This window comes from Bradyrhizobium algeriense, from assembly GCF_036924595.1.
Taxonomy (GTDB): Bacteria; Pseudomonadota; Alphaproteobacteria; order Rhizobiales; family Xanthobacteraceae; genus Bradyrhizobium; species Bradyrhizobium algeriense.
The window spans coordinates 1301182-1319915 of the sequence record NZ_JAZHRV010000001.1 but is presented as its reverse complement, the minus strand read 5'-3'; the positions used below and the strand labels follow the sequence as shown (position 1 = coordinate 1319915).

Below are 18734 nucleotides of genomic sequence, written 5' to 3'. Positions count from 1 at the left end.
TCACCGAGCACCCCATCATGTCGTTCGTGAAACTGTACGTCGCGCCGCGTCAATAGTTGGGAATCGGTATGGTGGAGAATGCAATGAAGCAGCAAAAAATTACTGTAATTGGAGCCGGCATCGGTGGGCTGGCCGTCTCATGTGCGCTCTTGCAGAGAGGCTTCGATGTTGAGGTTTACGAGCAGGCAGAGGTTCTTGGTGAAGTCGGTGCAGGGGTGCAGATCTCGGCGAACGGCGCGAAGGCGCTAATAGATCTGGGATTGCGCGACAAAATCAGCGCGGTCGCTTGCGAAGCCGCTTCGAAAGCCGTTCGCATTTGGAGTACCGGAAAAGAATGGAAGTTGTTCGACCTTGGTGTCGACTCGATAGAACGATTTGGCGCTCCCTATTGGAATCTCCACCGCGCAGACCTCCATGCCGTTCTTCTCGAGGCGGTGCGTGCGAGGAAAGCCGATGCCCTTCACACGGGAAAGAAGTGCGTCGAAATCAAAAGCGAACCGGGCGAGGTCCAGGTTCGCTTTGCTGATGGTTCATCCGCAACTTGCGATGCACTGGTCGGCGCCGATGGTGTCCATTCGCAGATTCGGCAATCGCTATTGGGCCCCTCCAAGGCGCAGTTCACTGGACTTATGGCCTGGCGCGGAACCATTCCTATGGAGCGCTTATCAAAAGAACTTCGTAGACCAATTGGCCTTAACTGGATTGGTCCGGGCGCCCATGTCATCACATACCCGATCCGAAGCGGAGAGCTTCTAAACTTTGTTGGCATCGTCGAGCGACCGGAATGGCAGGTTGAATCATGGTCGACGCGCGGCACAAAAGAGGAATGTGCGGCAGATTTCAAAGGTTGGCATCCGCTCGTTTTAGAAACTATCAATCAATTGGACACCGCATACAAATGGGCGCTTTGTGGTCGCGAACCGCTGAAGCACTATGCCTATGGGAAGATTTGCTTGATCGGGGATGCGGCGCATCCGACTCTCCCATTCCTTGCTCAGGGCGCTGTAATGGCCCTTGAAGACGCCATAGTGCTTGGCCGCTGCTTCGTGAAATACCCCTCGCCCGAGCACGCATTTAAGAGATTTGAAGAACTCCGTGTTGAGCGCACATCTTCCATGGTCCGAGGAGCATCGGAAAACGCCTCGCGGTTCCATAGTGCAGAGTTGGCAGATCCGAAAATGGCAGAGAATTACGTAGCAAGGGAGTGGCAGCCGGAGCGCGTTAAGAAGCGTTATGATTGGCTCTTCGAATACGATGTAAACACGGTCGCCGTTTAGTGTGGGCATGAGCCTGCCGACGGCGTCAAAAAACTATCTTTGATGCCGAATGCTTCGAAGCCCTCGCTTCATGTTTGAAGAATACGAATGGCAGGGCCGCACGCAGCCGCGCATCGAGGGCACCGAGAACATAATCTTCTCTCGCCACCACGAGCGGCCAGATTTTCTGATCGAGCGCCAGCCCAGCGGTCGTAAGCTGCAAATCTTCGGTCCTCAGCGTCCTCATGCCGCTCGATGTAGCCCGCATCATCAAGCCGCTGCAGAGGCAAGCTCACCAGCTACCGGTAGCTTATCAGCACCAATCCACAACTAAGAATCGTCTTAATTCTCTGTACAACCTACATCTTTCTCATTTGGATGGTGCGGCAATCATGGAGCGTTCCAGTTTTCCGGGGCTGCTAAGGGGAGGACGGCCTCTTGGCTTAAATTTGGAGCAACTTAAACACGCGATTACAGCGGCAGATTACGGCAGCTTCCGCCAGGCCGCCGAAGTACTTTTAATCAAGCAATCGACCCTTAGTCGCTCAATTCAGCTACTCGAATATAGCTTTGGAGCCAATATATTCGAGCGATCAAGTGGTGGAGTACGTGCGACTCCGACCGGCCGCCACTTCTTGAGGGTAGCGCGCTCGATAGTCGAGCAGCTAGACGCGCTTGCTGCCACTACAAGGGCAAGCGGCCGCGGCGAAGCTGGCCGACTCGCAATTGGCTTCTGTACATCTCTCGCCGCGGGCAATCTGCGAGCATCGCTGCTGGATCTTCTTCAGAAGTTTCCTCAAATCGAACTCGCTACAGTAGAACGGCGGCGCGCACATCTTATGGCGGCACTTCGTAATGGTGTGCTGGACGTACTGATCTTGACGGGAGGATTATCATCTCAGAACGTCAGGAGAAAGTCGCTTTGGAATGAACGGGTGTTGGCCGTCTTGCCTGCGGAACATGCCCTGGCGGAGCGAGAAATCGTTTATTGGACGGACTTGCGAGACCAGACCGTTATCTTGAGCCACTACGACCCCGGCCGCGAAATTGAAGATCTGTTGGTTTCAAAACTTGTTTCGCCCGATGATCGACCGAAGATTGAACGTCACGATATTAGTCGTGGCATTGTAAAGAGCCTGGTCACAATGAAGGTCGGCATCAGCCTTGTTCTGGAATCGGACGCAGGCGCCACTCTTTCTGGCCTCGTATATAGGGAACTGCGGGACGGCAGTGGACCAAGCGTGTTGAGCTATTCAGCGTATTGGCAAAAGGATAACGAAAATCCCGCCCTGGAAACCTTTCTGAAGCTGCTCTCCGAACGCTACCCCTCACCTTGTTTGGGAAGTTGACGCGCACGGCGGACCTTGGCAAACGCTCGATCCGCTGCCATAAATCGCGCAAGCATGGGCGCGATTAGCTTGACCGGGTCACCAATTGATTGTCCGTTCTGTCGCGCGAGAGCTTCGGCATAAGCGACGAGGTCGCGATGAACGCTTGCCGGCAGCTCATGTGTGACCCTGACCGGCTTGTCTTCGGCAATCGCGCCCAGTTTGAGTTTGGCCATGGTTCTCATCCCCTGTAGGGTTCGAGCACCAGGTCACGGTTGACGATCACCCTCAGTGGAAACCCCGGGCGGATCGTCAGGGTCGGCTGGATGTTGAGATTTCGACGGACTACCTGCTGTCCGGTTTGGCTCAAGGAATTGGCGACTCCCTGACGGAGCGCCCGAAGAACGGCGGCGTTGGAGCCAGTATCAGCCCCTGATCCAAGCTCTGAACCCACGCCGAGCAGTGTCGACAACGCCGCCGCCCCCAAGAGCTCTTTCCAGTGGTTGTCGACTTCGTCGGTGAGACCAGAGTAACCAGCGGCATCAGATCCGTGTTGTCTCTCAAGCACGATAGAGCGGCCATTCGGCATGATGAGTCTCGTCCAGACCAGAAGCACGCGAGACTGTCCGAATGCGACTTGGCTGTCATAAATCCCGATCAATCGCGCGCCCTGCGCGGTTGCGGCATCAGTCCATTTGCCTGCGAGTCCCTTTGGCGAGTCCTGGAGCCGCACGAACATGGAGCGGCCCGGCGTATTGTGCACATCGCCAACTAGCCAGTACCGTCCGTGACGCTTGCCATTCGAGAGGTAGTGGCGGCACACCGCCTCGGCCTCGCGCGCGAGGCGGTGTGCCAGTTCAGAGGCGTCGCGGGCCATCACGCGGCCTCGCGTTCGGCGATGCGCTGGATTGCGTATTGATCCAGTAGCTTCGCCAAGACTTCGATACCGCTCGTGTCAGTTGGCACGAACATGCGCAGTTTCCAGGAAATGATCTCCCCGAAAAGGCCGTAAGCGCGCAGCCGGTCGCGTATTGAGTCGTTGAATCCGGAAAGTTCGATGCGGTATGCGCCCATGACTCGGACACGGCGGAGTTGGAGGCCTTCGGCGAGGTCAAGGACAGTCCTGCCCTCCATCAGCGCGGCAAAGGCGGTGTCGATCGCGAGCTTGGGCGCGTCGGCGGCAAGGACATTCGCAACCCAGGCCGCCGAGACCTTCCGGCCAATGACGCGCTCGCCGGCATCGGTTTGCAGCCGATAGACCCGCGTCGACTCGTTCGGCAGCCGCTTCCAGATCGGCAGCAACAAGCCCGCCACGATGTGGATCGTGCTTTCGGCGAACTCGGCGACCTCGGCAAGCTCGGCCAGCCACGCCGCGGTGAAACGATCACGGTCGGCTTCAACCCAATGGCTTTCGGCCATCAGCTTCAAGGGGACGCTATGCTGCTCCATCGGTCGGATCAGGCGGACGCGCCGCTCGATCTCGCCGTCATCCAGCATGAAGCTCGGGGCTGGGGTCTGCAGGGCGGCTCGTCCAGAGCGCTCATTGATCAACAGGACAGCACGACGATCGGAAAGACGACCAAGAGCATCATCCAGGCTCACAGGATGATTGCGCTGGCGCTGGGTAATTGCGAGAAGGCGCGTCTCGGCGCCGGTGCTTGGATGGACATAGATTGTCCGCCGGTCGGTGACGACAAAACTCTCAGCGCGGAGGGTTTCCAGTCCGATATCGTAGGCACCCGATCCGATCGCGCCTTCGATTCGGGCGGTCAGTAGCTGCTCGAAGGCGCTGAACAGAATGTTCTGCAGTTCGATGGTGAGGGCGAGCAGCCTATTCAGGAAGGTCGTGATCGGCGGCAGTTCATCCTTCAGCCCATTGGCGTCCGTGAGCTTCAAACCGGTTGCGTCCTCAAACCTCTCGAGCGAGCAGCCCTCAATCTTGCCACGCGCGAGCAGCATGTAGAGCTGGCGCAACGCATCACGGCCATACTGGCTTTCGAGGTTGTCCTCGGGCCGGAACAGGCCCTGCCCTCCGGTTTGCCGCTGGCCTCGCGTGATGGCGCCCAACGTGTCGAGGCGGCGAGCGATCGTGGAGAGGAAGCGCTTCTCGGCCTTGACGTCTGTTGCGATCGGCCGGAACAGCGGCGGTTGCGCCTGGTTGGTGCGGTTCGTCCGGCCGAGACCCTGAATGGCGGCATCGGCCTTCCAGCCGGGCTCAAGCAGATAATGGACCCGCAAGCGGCGATTCCGCGCCGACAACTCGGCATGGTAGCTCCTGCCGGTGCCGCCCGCGTCGGAGAACACGAGGATACGCTTGACGTCGTCCATGAATGCCGCGGTCTCGGCGAGGTTCGCCGATGCCGCGCGGTTCTCAACGATCAGGCGCTCGCCCTTGCGGATCACGCGGCGCGAGCGGCCGGTTACCTCGGCGACCAAGTCCGTCCCAAATCGCTGCACGATCTGATCGAGGGCGCTGGCACCGGCGACAATGACGCGAGCTTCTCGATGAGACTCTCGCGGCGTGCGACGGCTTCCCTGCTTTCGACCGGCTGGCCGTCGCGATAGACCGGCCGGGAGCAAAGGTTGCCCTCCGAGTCAGTAAAGGGCTCGTAGAGCTGAACCGGGAAGGAATGGGCGAGATAGTCGAGGACATATTCGCGAGGGGTAATGTCTACCTGGACATCACGCCACTCCTCTGTGGGGATCTCGGCGAGCCGGCGTTCCATGAGGGCCTCGCCCGTCGAGACGATCTGGATGACGGCAACGTGGCCACTATCAAGATCACGCTCGATCGAGCGTATCAGCGACGGCGTTTTCATCGACGTCAAGAGATGGCCGAAGAAACGCTGCTTGGCGCTTTCGAAGGCGGATCGGGCCGCGGACTTGGCCTGTCCATTCAGCGTACCGGTCTCGCCGGTGATGTTGGCGGCCCGCATCGCTGCCTCGAGGTTGTTGTGGATGATGCTGAACGCGCCGGCATAGGCGTCATAGATGCGAACCTGCTCGAGCGTGAGCTGGTGCTCGACAAGCTCGTATTCGACGCCCTCGTAGGACAGCGAGCGGGCGGCATAGAGACCGAGCGCCTTGAGGTCGCGCGCCAGCACTTCCATCGCTGCGACACCGCCCTCTTCGATCGCCTCGACGAACTCGGCCCGGGTCGCGAATGCAAAATCATCGCCACCCCATAGTCCCAGCCGCTGGGCATAAGCGAGATTGTGCACGGTGGTGGCGCCGGTCGCAGAGACGTAGACGACGCGCGCATTCGGCAAGGCATGCTGCAGCCTTAAGCCCGCGCGCCCCTGCTGAGAGGCCGCCTGTTCACCGCGCTCGCCCTTGCCGCCAACCGCGTTCTGCATGGCGTGGCTCTCGTCGAAGACGATCACTCCGTCGAAATCGGAGCCCAACCATTCGACCATCTGCCGCACGCGCGAAAGCTTCTCGCCGCGCTCGTCGGTGCGCAGCGTGGCGTAGGTGGTAAATAGGATGCCTTCCGCGAGCCGGATCGGCGTGCCCTGCCGGAAACGCGAAAGTGGGGTGACGAGCAGCCGCTCCAAGCCAAGCGAAGACCAATCGCGCTGTGCATCTTCGATCAGCTTGTCGGACTTGCTGATCCAGACCGCGCGGCGGCGGCCCTTAAGCCAGTTGTCGACCAAGATACCTGCGACTTGCCGTCCCTTTCCTGCGCCGGTGCCGTCGCCCAAAAACCAGCCACGGCGAAAACGGACGGCATTCTCAGCGTCATCGCGTGCCGCCGCCACCACGTCAAACGTCGCGTCGACCGTCCAAGAGCCTGCGAGAAATTCGGAATGCGGCTCGCCGGCGTAGATGATGCTCTCGAGCTGAGCATCCGACAGGATGCCACCCGGTACGACGTTGGCCGGCAGGTGAGGCCGATAGGACGGCTTCGGCGGTGCGACGGAAGCCATCGCGGCGGACTGCACGAGCTTGGTGGGATGCGGTTGCGCACCTGGAATGCGGATCGACTGCAGTGAGTAGGTTTCATAGAGTGCATCGGTGATGTTGCTGCCATCCGTGGGCGTCCAATCCACCGAGCCGTAGGCGACTTCGCTCGCCACGGGATCAATTGCCGGCGCTGCTGCAGCCGCCCGGCGCTGGGCGACGTAGGCGCGGACTGATCGAGGCGTTGCAGGGCTGGCATTTGCCGGCACTACCCCAGCCACGGTGCCAGCAATTGGCCGACGCGGCGGAACGTGTTGTAAAACCCAGGCAAGCAAAGTCGGCAGGTCGGGTGCAATGCCCGGGGATGCGGGGAATGACGAGATGTCGTCAGCCGGGACTCGATCGATAATGGTCAGACGAGTGTCGACGTTGGTGCCGTGCTTGGCATAGACAGCGCCGTCAATGGCCGCCGAGAATACGACACGGCCATGTTTCTGCAGCCGCTTGAAGGAGTCCGTCCGCGCGGGATTGTCGGGCGCAACGTTTGCGCCTGTGATGGTGACCAGCCGTCCGCCTTCAGGAAGTCGAGCCAGGGCGGACTCGATGTGCCGTAGTGCCGCATCTGGCATCTGGCGATCGACATGGACCGCGGCCGAGAACGGCGGGTTCATCAGCACGACGCTCGGCACGATGCTGGCATCGAGGTGGTCATTGATGTGCGCGGCGTCAAACTGCGTCGCGGAGACAGCGGGAAAGAGCTGCGCGAGCATGCCCGCGCGGCTGTCGGCGAACTCGTTGAGGACAAGGGAGGCGCCATCAAGCTCCGCCAGGATGGCAAGAAGGCCGGTGCCAGCCGAAGGCTCCAGAACGACGTCTGCAGGGGTGATCGCGGCCGCCCGGCTGGCGACAAATGCCAGCCCGATCGGTGTCGAGAATTGCTGGAGGGACTCACTCTCGAGGGATCGGCGTGTCTGGGTAGGAAGGAGACTGGCGATCCTCATCAGCATCGGCAGCATGGCGCCCGGCGACGTCGCCTTGGCCCGCATGGCGGCGCCATATCGCCTTAGGAACAGGACGGTCGCCGCCTCGCAGGCGTCGTAGGCCGTCTTCCCGTTCCAGGCACCGGTCGCATCGGAAGCGCCGAAGGCAGCCTCCATGGCGCCGCGCAGGACAGCGGCATCGATCCGGCGGCTGCGCTCGAGATCGGTCAAAAGCTGGCGCGCAGCTCTGACGACACTCGAGGCGACAATTGCAGTGGCACGCATGGAGAGCGGCGCGGCCGCGGCGCCGCCGGCGAGAGATTCGGTCATGTCAGGATTTCTCGGGAGAGCGGGAATGGGCCGAACCGCCCCGGCGCTCTCCTTCAGACCGCGGCGACTCAAACCCTTCCCGGCCCGGCTCTCACTCTTGAGACTTCACCAATAAAAATGGGGACCGGCGCTCTGCACCAGTCCCCAAGACTGCGGGACAGCCGGAGCCATCCGGCCTGTGATGTCATTCAGCCGCGTCGAGCTGTTGCGGATCGTCGTCGCCGGCGTTCCCCCCTTCCTCTTCGTCGGCGAGGAAATCGGGCAGTGGGCCCGCTTCACCCTCCTGTTCCGCTGGCGACGCGGCGGGGTCGACGAGACGTAGCGGCTCCGGCAACCAGCCCGAACCATCGAGAAGGCGCTCGGCCTCCTTGGCCATGTCGGCCTTCCTCAGGTGGTCGATCAGTTGCGCGGAAGACTCGCCTCTTGCCTCCCGAACTGCCTCCAGAATGCGAGGTTTGGTGACCCGGCCGAGATAGTTGTCGACCGCGGGTCTCCAGCCAGCCTGGACCATGTCGAGGCCGACCGCGCGGGCCAGCACTTCGGCCTGGTCGAGCCGCGTGCGGACACCATGAGCAGAGACGCGGCCCTGATTGTAGCGGTTCGCCGGCTCAAAGAGGGCGTTGACCGCAAATGACGCACAGTGCGCGAACAGGGACGCCTGCTCACCGCCATCGAGGGCCGTGAGCGCACGCCACAGATCTTTTTCGCTCTGCGGCAATCGCGCTTTCCAGGATTCATGCCGCGCCTCGACGGCTTTTGCGGACGCGCTTTCCCTCAGCCCAGGGGCTTGCGCGGGAAAGGTCGGCGTGTGAAGTCCGATCTCAAGACAACTGCCTGACGAAGCGAACCGGTAGAACGCCGTCAGCACGAAGTTGTGCAACACTGCCTGGAACGCGATCGCAGGATTTTCGGCCAGCGCGTCCCGCAACGCCAGCGTACGATGCGCCGTCAGCTCTGTGATCAGCCGGTCCGGCAGCGGCTTGGCCGCGTCTCCGTCATCTTCGTCGGCTTCAACAGCGCCGCCTGCGACCGCGATCACCGTACGCTGAACGGAGGCACCAGTCTCCTGCCCTCCGGTCGACGACGGATCGGCGCCCTGCTCGACATCAGGCTCGGTTGCCGGGACCTCGTCCTCTGCCCGGACGTAACCGCGGTCCACGCAAAGGCGTCCCTCGGAGTCGATGCTGATAAAGACACCAGCTCGGGCGATCTCGGCCGGATCGTAAAGCACCGGCCGGTCTTCGAATGCCGTCAGTGCCGACTCGATTTCGGCCAGACGCTGATCGACCTCGTCGGGCAATTCGCCGGCATCCTGGTAATCCGATTCAAGCTTGGCCTGCTCGGCGTTGAGGGCATCGATAGTGGCTTGCTCCTCAGGCGAGAGATCGACTGGTTTGCCCTCGAGTTCTCGCATGCCGCTTGCATGGCCGTAGGGAAAGTCCACGGCGACTGAGATCCATTTCCATCCCTCCTTGGCGATCGTCTCGGCCTCGACTTTGAGCTTTTCCGTGACGAGACGATCAAGCAGCGGCACATCCTGCAACCATCCGCCGTCGTCGTGCGCGAACAGATCCCGCATCACGGCGCCGCCGGCCCGCTCGTAGTCATCCAGTCCGATGAACTGGGCGCGACGGTCGGAAGCGCGCACGGTGTTCTCCGTCAGCATCCTCCGGATCTGATATGCCTCGTCGTTGCCGGATCTGTTGGCGTTATCCCAGACCTGCTCCTGACGCGCCTGGTCGGCCGTGACCGAGAAGGCCATCAACTGTTCGAGTGTCATACCATCGTCGGCATAGACTTCGTGCAACTTCGGCGAGACTGACGCCAGACGAAGGCGCTGCTTGACGATCGCCGGCGAGACGAAGTGCCGCGCGGCGATATCGTCTTCGCTCATGCCGCCGTCATGTAGCAGCTTGAACGCGCGGAACTGATCGAGCGGATGTAGTCCGACCCGCTCGTCATTTTCGGCGAGGGAATCGTCCTCGGCGATGCCGCCATCCCGGATAACGCAGGGGACAGCTTGCGTCTTCGCCATACGCTTCTGCTTGACCAGCAGCTCCAATGCTCGATAGCGCCTGCCACCCGCCGGCACCTCAAACATGCCGGTTTCGTTGCCCTCGGTATCGACGGCTGCCCGGACATTCAGACTCTGTAGGAGCGTACGTTGCGCGATGCTCTCCGCCAGTTGCTCGATCGAGACGCCGGCTTTCACGCGGCGAACGTTCGACTGGCTGAGCACCAGTTTGTTGAAGGGAATGTCGCGGGAGGGACTGAGTTTGATTTTCTGAACGCTTGCCATGTCGGTTTCTCCACGACGGGCGGCCGAAAGACTCTCTCCCGACCTCCTACCCGTCACAGACAAGCCGGCGCGCCTCTCACTCTCTGACGCGCTGCACCAACTGAGGACTGACACGGGCACAGCTTGCGGATCCGTCATGCAGCTTCCTCCCTGCCCCCAACGACCAAATCGATCGCGGGCGGCAGAAAGCCGAGCAGGAAATCGGCGGCCTTCGATGCCGCGCTCGCCGCACGGACGACGGCGCGATTATCCTCGCGCAGCACCTCCAGCCAGGAACCTATGTAGTCAGCGTGGCGCACGGTCGGCACGATACCGAGCGAGGCACAAACGAAGGCACCTGCCATTTCGGCGACCAGCTCTTCGCGCGCGTATGATTTTGAGCCGAACGAACCGGAGTGGTCGCGATTGAGGCGGGATGCCTGGCCGGTCCAATGACCCAGCTCATGGAAAGCCGTTCGGTGCCAGTTGATCGGTTCGAAATAGGCAGCCGGCGGCGGCACCTGTACGAAATCACCCGTCGTGTTGTAGTAGGCGCGCGCACCGCCGATGCGGAAATCCGCGCCGGTCGCCGCGATCAACGCCTCGGCTCGCGGCTCAATCCGGCCTGGTGGTGGCGGGACCACCAAAGCAGCGACATCCCCGGGCAAGCCAACGCATTGATCCGTGTTAAAGACGGTAAAGCGCTTGAGAAACGGGATGGCACCCGGCTCCTCGCCGGCCTCCGCAGCGCGCCGACGTTCGTCGTCTGGGGTGAAGCGATCGGCATAGACGACAGTCGTTCCCCGCTCGCCCTTTCTGACATGGCCGCCGAGCCCGAGTGCCTGGCGGAAAGTAACCCAGCTCTGTCCGGAAAAGCCGTGCTCGATAACGGCACCCCATAGGATCAGAACGTTAATCCCGGAATATCCGCGCTGCGTCGACGCATTGCGCGGCATCGCGAGTGGCGCCTTGATCGCCGCCGTGCCCCAGGGCTGAACCCACGGAATACGGCCAGCCTCCAGCTCTGCTATGATCTTGTCGGTGATTTCAGTGTAAAGGCTCGTTCGGTCGTTGCCGGCACGAACTCGGGCGGTATGTCCAGACATCGCGGTTCTCCGCGACGGGCGCCGGAGGCCTCTCCCCCGATCTTCAACCCGTCGCGGCGAACTCAGCCCGCACTCTCACTCTCAAAGGCGATAACGGGAAAACGGACTGCGCATTGGGACGGCTGTCTTTATCGTCGGTTTGACGTTGTTCTTCCCCGTGGTCGCGAAATCTGTCACGCCTTGCGTTTCGATCTCGCTCGTAGCGATGGCCTGCTCTCTATTTGGAGCCGATGCTCGGCCTTGGGCCGACACTGAGAGATGGAACGGTGGAGCTCAATTTGATCCCATAGCGTGGTGCCAGGGATTGGGTCGCCGAGTAGTCCGGTCCGACGCAAACGACGGAACTCCGCTAACGTTTTGGCACCGACGTAAGCAGCGGCTTCGGCTTCAGTGAGGGCGCCCTCACTCCGGAGAATTTTCTCTCGTATCGCTTTGGGTAAGCGGGACATAGGTGAATGGTCTAGATGCGTTTACTAATACTGCCTTCGATTTACGACGGCTTCAAGGCTCACTGATTGTGCTCTACGTTTGGATACCGACGCGGTCGGACGGTGGTTGCGGCACGAACTCGGGTGGTACCTTTTGACAAGGATGGACGCCCGAATGGAGTGACGCCCCGCGAGGCGGGCTTTGCGCGCAGCGGAAGACCCGTCTCGCGGGGAAGCGCCGGAGCGAAGCGCAGGCAGCAGAAAGAGGCAGCCGACGAAGGGGCAGTGATAGCGACGCGGGCATGAAATGCCCGCGGGCACCGAGGCGACTGCAGTCGCGAGACCGGTTAACAAGGCACCCGCATTCGGGGCAGTGATAGCGGCGCCGGCATGCAATGCCGGCGGCCCCTAACGCGAGTGCCTCCGGCGAGCGACACCGAATCGCGCAAGGGATCGAAGCCGGACGGCCGAGACGCGTCAGCGGCTCGGTTCACGAGAGCCCGGTCCGCGGCTAGCGGATGCGCACAGGCAGAATCTGTAGACTAGGCCGTCTACTCATAAACGACATGGAGCAACTCGCGCTCTGGTCCGCTCCCCCCAACCGCGGCGTGAAAGCAGACATCGCCGGAGGCCGGAGAAGGGCCGATCGTGTCGAAAAACTCGAAAATCGCGGGCCTCCGAAAATCTTGCAAATGTAGCGCATTGGCGATTTCAGCCGCTGCAAGGCTCTGTAGAATCGATACGAGCGCCAGCGATCGTTTTTGCGGTAATTGATGTGGTCCCTCACCTCGCAGCGAGAGAGACGCACCAGCGATCCTGAGAATTTTCCGTCATCAGCGAAAAAGGACCTTTTTCAACACAATCGGCCAGAAGCAGCCGCTGGACCGCTTCTTTACCCGTTGGAATGTGCTCCGAACGGCGTACGCGATACGAAACTATTTAGAGCGACCCGACCGACGCGGTTGAATGCCTTGGGAAGAAGACAGACTCTGAACCAACAATTGCGCCGGTAGGCTCAGGCCTTTCTCACGCATTAAAACGACGAACTGGCGCTTGGCCCATTTATCGCTGAGGGGGATCACCTTGAGCCCTAGCGCCTGCTGGATCGCGCTCGCCTCCTCGGCGGGTACGATCGCCACAGCCAATTGGGCCGCCACGATCCGGCAAGCGGCGTCCACGGTCGAGACCTGGATGCGGTAGCGCATCTGCTTGCCGGCGGCGGCCGCAGCACTGCGCTGGGTCGTCTGCATGATGCTCCGAGCGGCGATGTCGACATGCTCGTAGTCAATCGTGTCGACAAAGGAGACGGAACGTTTTCTCGCCAATGGATGGGCGGGATGGACGACGACCGCAAGATGGTCGCGGTGATATGGCAAGGTCCGCAGGCCGCGCATGTCGACGGCGTCCCAACACACTCCGATATCGGCGCGCCCTTCCTCGACGCCGCGCACCACTTCCCAGATTTCGCGCTCCTCCAGGCTGACGCGTACGTCGAGATAGCGTTGCGCGAACAGGCTGACATCTTCCGGCAGGAATTGCGCCACCGCCGATTTACTGCCGAAGACACGCACGTGACCTTGCACTCCCTCGGCAAACGCTCCCAGTTCTGCCTGCATCCGGTCGAGCAATTGCAGCGATTCCCGCGCATAGCGGCACAGCACCTCCCCCGCCGCCGTCACCGCAACGCCGCGCCTGCCGCGTTCGAGCAAGGCGACGCCTGCGGCTTGCTCCATCTGGCTGATGCGCTTGCTCACCGCGGACGGCACGATCGCCTCGCGCCGGGCGGCTATGGCGATGTTGCGTTCCTCGCAGACCGCGATGAACAGCCGCAACGAAACGGGATCGAAATTTCGCATGATCTGTCCTGCCGTCAGATTTCAGACATCTTATATGGGAACGGCTGAGGTGAAAATATACCAATTCTGAGATGGCTGACATTCATCTACATTGCCTGCAGCAAAAAATGATCCCGGGAGATATTCATGCGTGCGGTTGTGTGTGCCTCGTTGCTGTTCTTGACGGCGTCTGCGGCGATCGCCCAGGATTTCCCCAAACGGCCCATCACCATGATCGTGCCTTTTGCCGCCGGAGGCCCCACCGACACCGTGGCGCGCGTGACGGCCGAGAACATGGGCCGTCTGCTCGGCCAGCAGGTGATTGTCGAGAACGTCGCCGGCGCGGGCGGCACTCTGGGCAGCAATCGGGTGGTCCGTGCCGAGCCTGACGGCTATACGCTTCTGCTGCATCATCTCGGACTGGCCACAGCCGTCACGCTGTATCGGAAGCTTCCGTTCGATCCGACCACCGACCTGAAGCCGGTCGGCGTCGTGTCCGATGCCAACATGGCAATCATTGCGCGCCCGGACTACCCCCCGAATACGCTGGCCGAAGTCATTGCAGACATCAAGGCCCGCGGCGATCACGTCACCTTCGCGCATTCGGGCCTGGGTGCGGCGTCGCAGCTTTGCGGGATGCTGTTCATGGCGGCTGTTCAGAAGCAGATGAACGTCGTTCCATTCCGCGGAGGCGGCCCGGTTCTTCAGGCGCTGATGGGAAAGCAGATAGATCTTGGGTGCGAACAAGCCACGACCGCCGCGCCGCTGGTCCAGGCCAACAGCGTGAAGTCTTATGCCGTCACCAGCGCCAAGCGGCTGCCATCGATGCCCAACGTGCCCACCGCGGCCGAGGCCGGCCTGACCGGCATGGAGATCAGCGTTTGGCACGGTATCTATGTGCCGGCGAAAACGCCCGATCCCATCGTGCAGGTGCTGACCAAAGCCTTGGCCGAGGCGCTTAAAAGTCCGGCGCTGGCCAGCAGGTTCGCGGATATCGCGACCGATCCGACGCCGGACAAGGCAACGCCGCAAATCCTTCGTGAAACGCTGAAGAGCGAGATTGACCGCTGGCGTCCGATGATCACCGCGGTCGGTCAATACGCCGATTAAGCTTCCGCCCTCCATCCTCCGATACGGACATCCTTCTCATGCGCATTGTCGACATCCGGGAGCGTACCGCTCCGATATCTTCTCCCATCGCCAACGCCTTCATCGACTTTTCGAAGATGACGCTCAGTCTGGTTGCCGTGGTCACCGACGTCATCCGCGATGGCCGGCCGGTCATCGGCTACGGTTTCAACTCGAACGGCCGCTACGGGCAGGGGGGATTGATCCGCGAGCGTTTCGCGCCGCGCGTGCTGACGGCCGCGCCGGACAGCCTGCTGGACGAAGCTAGCCTTCTGGATCCCGGCAAAATCTGGGCGGCCATGTTCACCAACGAGAAGCCGGGCGGGCATGGCGAGCGTTCGGTCGCCATCGGCACGATCGATATGGCAGTGTGGGACGCCGTCGCCAAGATTGCGAGCAAGCCCCTGTTTCGACTCTTGGCGGAACGCGCCAAAGTGCAGGCCAACCCGCGTGTCTTCGTCTATGCGGCCGGCGGTTACTACCATCCAGGCAAGGGCCTCGAAGGCCTGGCAGCGGAGATGCAAGGGTATCTCGACCGCGGCTACACGGTCGTGAAGATGAAGATCGGCGGTGCGCCGCTGGCTGACGACTGCAAGCGCATCGAAACCGTTTTGAAAATGTTGCCTGCGGGCTGCAAGCTCGCCGTCGACGCCAACGGCCGCTTCGATCTCGATACTGCGGTGGCTTATGCGAAGGCGCTGCGCCAATACGATCTGTTTTGGTACGAGGAAGCTGGTGATCCGCTGGATTATGAGTTGCAAGCGAAGCTGGCCGAGCACTATCCCGGCCCGATGGCCACCGGCGAAAACTTGTTCTCGATGCAGGATGCCCGCAACCTGATCCGCTACGGCGGCATGCGGCCAGATCGGGACTGGCTGCAGTTCGACTGCGCGCTGAGCTACGGGCTGGTCGAGTATTTGCGCACGCTGGAAATGTTGAAGAGCTATGGCTGGTCGTGGAGCCGCTGTATTCCACACGGCGGACACCAAATGTCGCTCAACATCGCAGCGGGGCTCGGGCTCGGCGGTAATGAATCATATCCCGATCTGTTCCAACCGTATGGGGGATTCCCCGATGGGGTACGGGTGGAAGCCGGACATATAACCATGCCGGAGCTTCCTGGCATCGGCTTCGAAGGCAAGTCGGACCTGATTACCGAAATGCGAAGCCTGGCGTCGTAAGGAGCCCCGCGAACTATGTAGCCCGCCTCCTTGGTCCGCTTTGGGTCACGAACGACAAAACTCAAAGTGAGCATAACGCGTCCGCTTTCGGGCGCATCGCGACCAAAGCGTTCCTTGGCCGGGCATGTTGAGCCCACCTGCCGAGGATGATTCAAGCCCCCTAAATCGAGGAGCCGAATCATACGCTACGAACTCACCGACAATGAGCGGTCTGCTATCAAGCCGATGCTGCCGCATAAGCCGCGCGGCGTGTCACGAGTGAATGACCGTCGCGTCCTCAATGGCATCTGAGTCTTGCGATCTGGCGCGCCATGGCGCGATCTGCCGGACAATTTCGGCCCGTACACGACCTGCTACTACCGCTTCGTTCGCTGGCGACGAGCCACTTGCGCGACTGTGGGGATAGGCCATCGTCGTTGTGGATTGACGCCCCGCATTGGGGTTCATCAAGGATGGGCATTTGCGTCGTCCGAACAGTCGGAGGGCTTTCCGCTTGCGCGGATGCAGGCTCGATAGAGCCACGGCTCGACGTAGCTGCCCTTCCAGATTCCGCGGCCGGCGTGTTCGGCCTCGCGCTGAGCGCCATCATATCGGCCCTTGGAGTATTGGGGCCAATCCAGTGCCAGGCCCTTGCGCACAAGCCATTCGCCGAGATCGGTGCCGCCGGCTAAACAGATCGCAATTGTCCGGCCATATGGATCGAAGCTAACGGGCGAGCAGTTAACCGGACGCCGGGCAATAAATGCGTCGAGATCGTTTGCTGCCTGCGCGCCACAACGATATTGCGAACTGTCCTCACCGCGGCATAACTGGCTGCTCTCCGGCGCGTCAACACCCCACAGCCGGATGCGCCTTCCTTGAATTTCCAGTGTGTCGCCATCATCGACACTGGCTCGACCAACAAGGTCATCAGCTAGCGCCTCGCCTGACAGCAGAAGAAGCATCAATACCAATGTTCGGCGCTTGATCATGATGTTGGGTACCGGTGGTTATCGCAAATCGCGCGGACTGGATTTCGGCCAGTTCTCGAGCGGCTTCAGCGACGGAAGGTTCTCGGGCCGCTCGGGAAAGTGAAACTCCGTGCCGCGCAGCCAGCGCCCCTCGAACCGCTCCCAGAACAGGATTGCATCCATCTGCCAGGTAAACTCGTAGGCTCTCCAAACGCCGTCATTCTCAATCACCTCGCCGGTCGCATTCAACGGCAGGCTGTTCAACCGGCAGAGCGCGTATATTTCATCCCAGTGCTCGCGGATGTAGCGGTCTTCGAGCGCGACGTGATACGGCCGATCGGCGCGCCAGCGCGGTCCGCCACCACGCGGATAGAAGCCTTGACGCGGCATCATGAATTCGGGAATACGCGCGATCGCCTTGCCGATGCGGCGGGCCTCATCGGCGGATAGCTTGCTGACGCCGAAGCTGTAGCGCTGCGCGTCATCACGGCAATAGAGCCATGCCAGGGTCACGCCGTTGGCGTCCTTGACCACGTAGCACTCCGAATTTTCCCGGATCAGCGTCCAGGGCGGCTTGAAACGCCGGCTTGACTCCATGAGAACAAAATAGGAACATACGCCATCGACGGTCAACCTGGAACAGGGCCATGTCCTCGGTCTCTCAGCCGAACGAACAGGACGATGGTCTTGAATCCGCCGTCGACCAGGCGATCGCCGTCTGCGACGGCGATCCGCGTGCGGCTGTTCGCGCGCTAATCATTGCGAACAATCTCCTGGAATCGGAGATAGCGGAGTTGAGGAAGGCCGTATCGCATGCTTACACGCGCGGACGCTTTCGGACCTACACAGGATAGAGTCAGCGTGTGGTGAAATAGCGATGCAACATCAGGACAGGCTTTCCTTCATCACGGATGATCAGGCCGAGCAGATGGGAGCCGACGTGGCGATGCAGTTCATGCTCGCGACGCTATTTCAGCTGCTGTCGGAAATGGCGGATGATCCGCGTGGCTTCCGTACGGACGTACATAGCGAACTTACCGATCTCGTGGCGAGCTATAAGCTGCCACCGATGCCTGAGGACACCGAGCGAAAAGTTCGAGCAGCTGCCGGCAAGATCCTCGACGGCATCATGATGCGATCATTTGAACAAAACGGGGTGAGGAAGTCATCGTGACGGCTGGACATGCAGACCAAGGGATGTTCGGTCACGCGGAGTGCCCCGGCCCGGCGACGTCGTTGCCCGTCGAGAGCGACCGCTAAAATGTGCAATCTGTATTCGATCACCACGAACCAGGCGGCGATTGCCGGCCTATTCCGACGCATGAACCGGTACGTGGGCAACCTGCCGCCGATGCCTGGGGTTTTTCCGGACTATCCGGCACCGGTGATCCGCAGCGCCAGCGATGCTGAAGAAATGGTCCTGATGCGCTGGGGCATGCCGCCGCCACCGAGGACCGGCGGCCCGCCGGTAACCAACATTCGCAACACGTCCTCTCCCCACTGGCGCGGCTGGCTGAAGCCAGAGAACCGCTGCCTTGTGCCGGCGAACAGCTTCGCCGAGTACGCACCCGAGGTGAACCCGGAGACCAAAAAGAAAGATGTGGTCTGGTTTGCGCTCGACGACAGCCGACCGCTGTTCATGTTCGCCGGCATCTGGACCGAGTTCAAGGGCGATCGAGGCACGAAGTCGAAGCCGATCCCCGGCCCTCATCTCGTGTATGGTTTCTTGACAACATCACCGAACCCGATCGTCGCGCCGATCCATCCGAAGGCAATGCCGGTGATCCTGACGACCGAGGAAGAGCGCGACGTCTGGATGCGCGCTCCGTGGGATGAGGCGAAGGCGCTGCAGCGCCCTTTGCCTGACGACGCGCTGAAGATCGTCCTGCGCGGCGAAGACAAGGAAGACAAGGCGGCGGTGTAGGCGGTATGCACGGAGCGCCGGAACGCAGGGAGGGACTGAAGGAAGCTCTCTACTGGGGTCGCACCGTAGCCGATCTCATTGCGATTTGAGCGAGAATCATCGAGCGTGCA

At 61.2% G+C, this 18734-nt stretch carries 14 protein-coding genes and 3 pseudogenes; 8 read left to right on the top strand and 9 right to left on the bottom strand.

Annotated elements, in window-relative coordinates; all coding sequences use genetic code 11:
- Positions 1–83: 83 nt before the first annotated feature.
- Entirely contained in the window at positions 84–1277 is a 1194-nt protein-coding gene (locus V1286_RS06360; RefSeq protein WP_334478315.1) for an FAD-dependent monooxygenase, read from the top strand.
- Between the two features lie 25 nt (positions 1278–1302).
- Here the strand turns inward: V1286_RS06360 and V1286_RS06355 are convergent, their stop codons facing one another.
- The gene (locus tag V1286_RS06355; protein WP_334478313.1) at positions 1303–1479 is read right to left on the bottom strand and encodes a hypothetical protein; all 177 of its coding nucleotides are present in this window, start codon (positions 1477–1479) and stop codon (positions 1303–1305) included.
- A 22-nt stretch (positions 1480–1501) separates the two neighbouring features.
- Here V1286_RS06355 and V1286_RS06350 point away from each other — a divergent pair, with 22 nt between their 5' ends.
- Positions 1502–2605, top strand: coding sequence for a LysR family transcriptional regulator (locus V1286_RS06350; protein WP_334478311.1), 1104 nt, complete (start codon positions 1502–1504; stop codon positions 2603–2605).
- On the opposite strand, the gene V1286_RS06345 is transcribed toward V1286_RS06350, so the two are convergent.
- From V1286_RS06345 to V1286_RS06320, 6 genes and pseudogenes are all read right to left on the bottom strand, one after another.
- Entirely contained in the window at positions 2578–2820 is a 243-nt protein-coding gene (locus tag V1286_RS06345) for a DUF2274 domain-containing protein (protein WP_334478309.1), read from the bottom strand. The two genes, V1286_RS06350 and V1286_RS06345, sit on opposite strands and share 28 nt — an antisense overlap.
- Before the next feature lie 5 nt (positions 2821–2825).
- Positions 2826–3305 (bottom strand): annotated as a pseudogene (locus V1286_RS06340) (TraB/TrbI/VirB10 family type IV secretion system protein); the annotation flags it as partial.
- Positions 3306–3460: 155 nt separating this feature from the next.
- Positions 3461–7794: pseudogene (locus V1286_RS06335) on the bottom strand (strawberry notch-like NTP hydrolase domain-containing protein).
- Between the two features lie 184 nt (positions 7795–7978).
- Positions 7979–10093, bottom strand: coding sequence for a ParB/RepB/Spo0J family partition protein (locus tag V1286_RS06330; RefSeq protein ID WP_334478307.1), 2115 nt, complete (start codon positions 10091–10093; stop codon positions 7979–7981).
- Positions 10094–10227: 134 nt separating this feature from the next.
- On the bottom strand, positions 10228–11178 hold the full coding sequence (locus V1286_RS06325; RefSeq protein ID WP_334478305.1) for an ArdC family protein: 951 nt from the start codon (positions 11176–11178) through the stop codon (positions 10228–10230).
- A gap of 1363 nt (positions 11179–12541) precedes the next feature.
- The gene (locus tag V1286_RS06320; protein ID WP_334478303.1) at positions 12542–13462 is read right to left on the bottom strand and encodes a LysR family transcriptional regulator; all 921 of its coding nucleotides are present in this window, start codon (positions 13460–13462) and stop codon (positions 12542–12544) included.
- A gap of 126 nt (positions 13463–13588) precedes the next feature.
- Here V1286_RS06320 and V1286_RS06315 point away from each other — a divergent pair, with 126 nt between their 5' ends.
- From V1286_RS06315 to V1286_RS06305, 3 genes and pseudogenes are all read left to right on the top strand, one after another.
- Entirely contained in the window at positions 13589–14551 is a 963-nt protein-coding gene (locus tag V1286_RS06315) for a tripartite tricarboxylate transporter substrate-binding protein (RefSeq protein WP_334478301.1), read from the top strand.
- Positions 14552–14589: 38 nt separating this feature from the next.
- The gene (locus V1286_RS06310; RefSeq protein WP_334478299.1) at positions 14590–15750 is read left to right on the top strand and encodes a mandelate racemase/muconate lactonizing enzyme family protein; all 1161 of its coding nucleotides are present in this window, start codon (positions 14590–14592) and stop codon (positions 15748–15750) included.
- Positions 15751–15975: 225 nt separating this feature from the next.
- Positions 15976–16134 (top strand): annotated as a pseudogene (locus V1286_RS06305) (transposase); the annotation flags it as partial.
- A gap of 62 nt (positions 16135–16196) precedes the next feature.
- On the opposite strand, the gene V1286_RS06300 reads toward V1286_RS06305, so the two are convergent.
- The gene (locus V1286_RS06300; protein WP_334478297.1) at positions 16197–16721 is read right to left on the bottom strand and encodes a thermonuclease family protein; all 525 of its coding nucleotides are present in this window, start codon (positions 16719–16721) and stop codon (positions 16197–16199) included.
- 18 nt (positions 16722–16739) lie between these two features.
- Entirely contained in the window at positions 16740–17234 is a 495-nt protein-coding gene (locus V1286_RS06295; protein WP_334478295.1) for a hypothetical protein, read from the bottom strand.
- A 113-nt stretch (positions 17235–17347) separates the two neighbouring features.
- Here V1286_RS06295 and V1286_RS06290 point away from each other — a divergent pair, with 113 nt between their 5' ends.
- From V1286_RS06290 to V1286_RS06280, 3 genes are all read left to right on the top strand, one after another.
- Positions 17348–17554 (top strand): hypothetical protein, encoded by a 207-nt coding sequence (locus V1286_RS06290; RefSeq protein ID WP_334478293.1) that lies wholly within the window; start codon positions 17348–17350, stop codon positions 17552–17554.
- A 23-nt stretch (positions 17555–17577) separates the two neighbouring features.
- Positions 17578–17874 (top strand): hypothetical protein, encoded by a 297-nt coding sequence (locus V1286_RS06285; RefSeq protein WP_334478291.1) that lies wholly within the window; start codon positions 17578–17580, stop codon positions 17872–17874.
- 87 nt (positions 17875–17961) lie between these two features.
- Complete coding sequence (locus tag V1286_RS06280; RefSeq protein ID WP_334478289.1) at positions 17962–18624, top strand: SOS response-associated peptidase; 663 nt, start codon at positions 17962–17964, stop codon at positions 18622–18624.
- Positions 18625–18734: the final 110 nt, after the last annotated feature.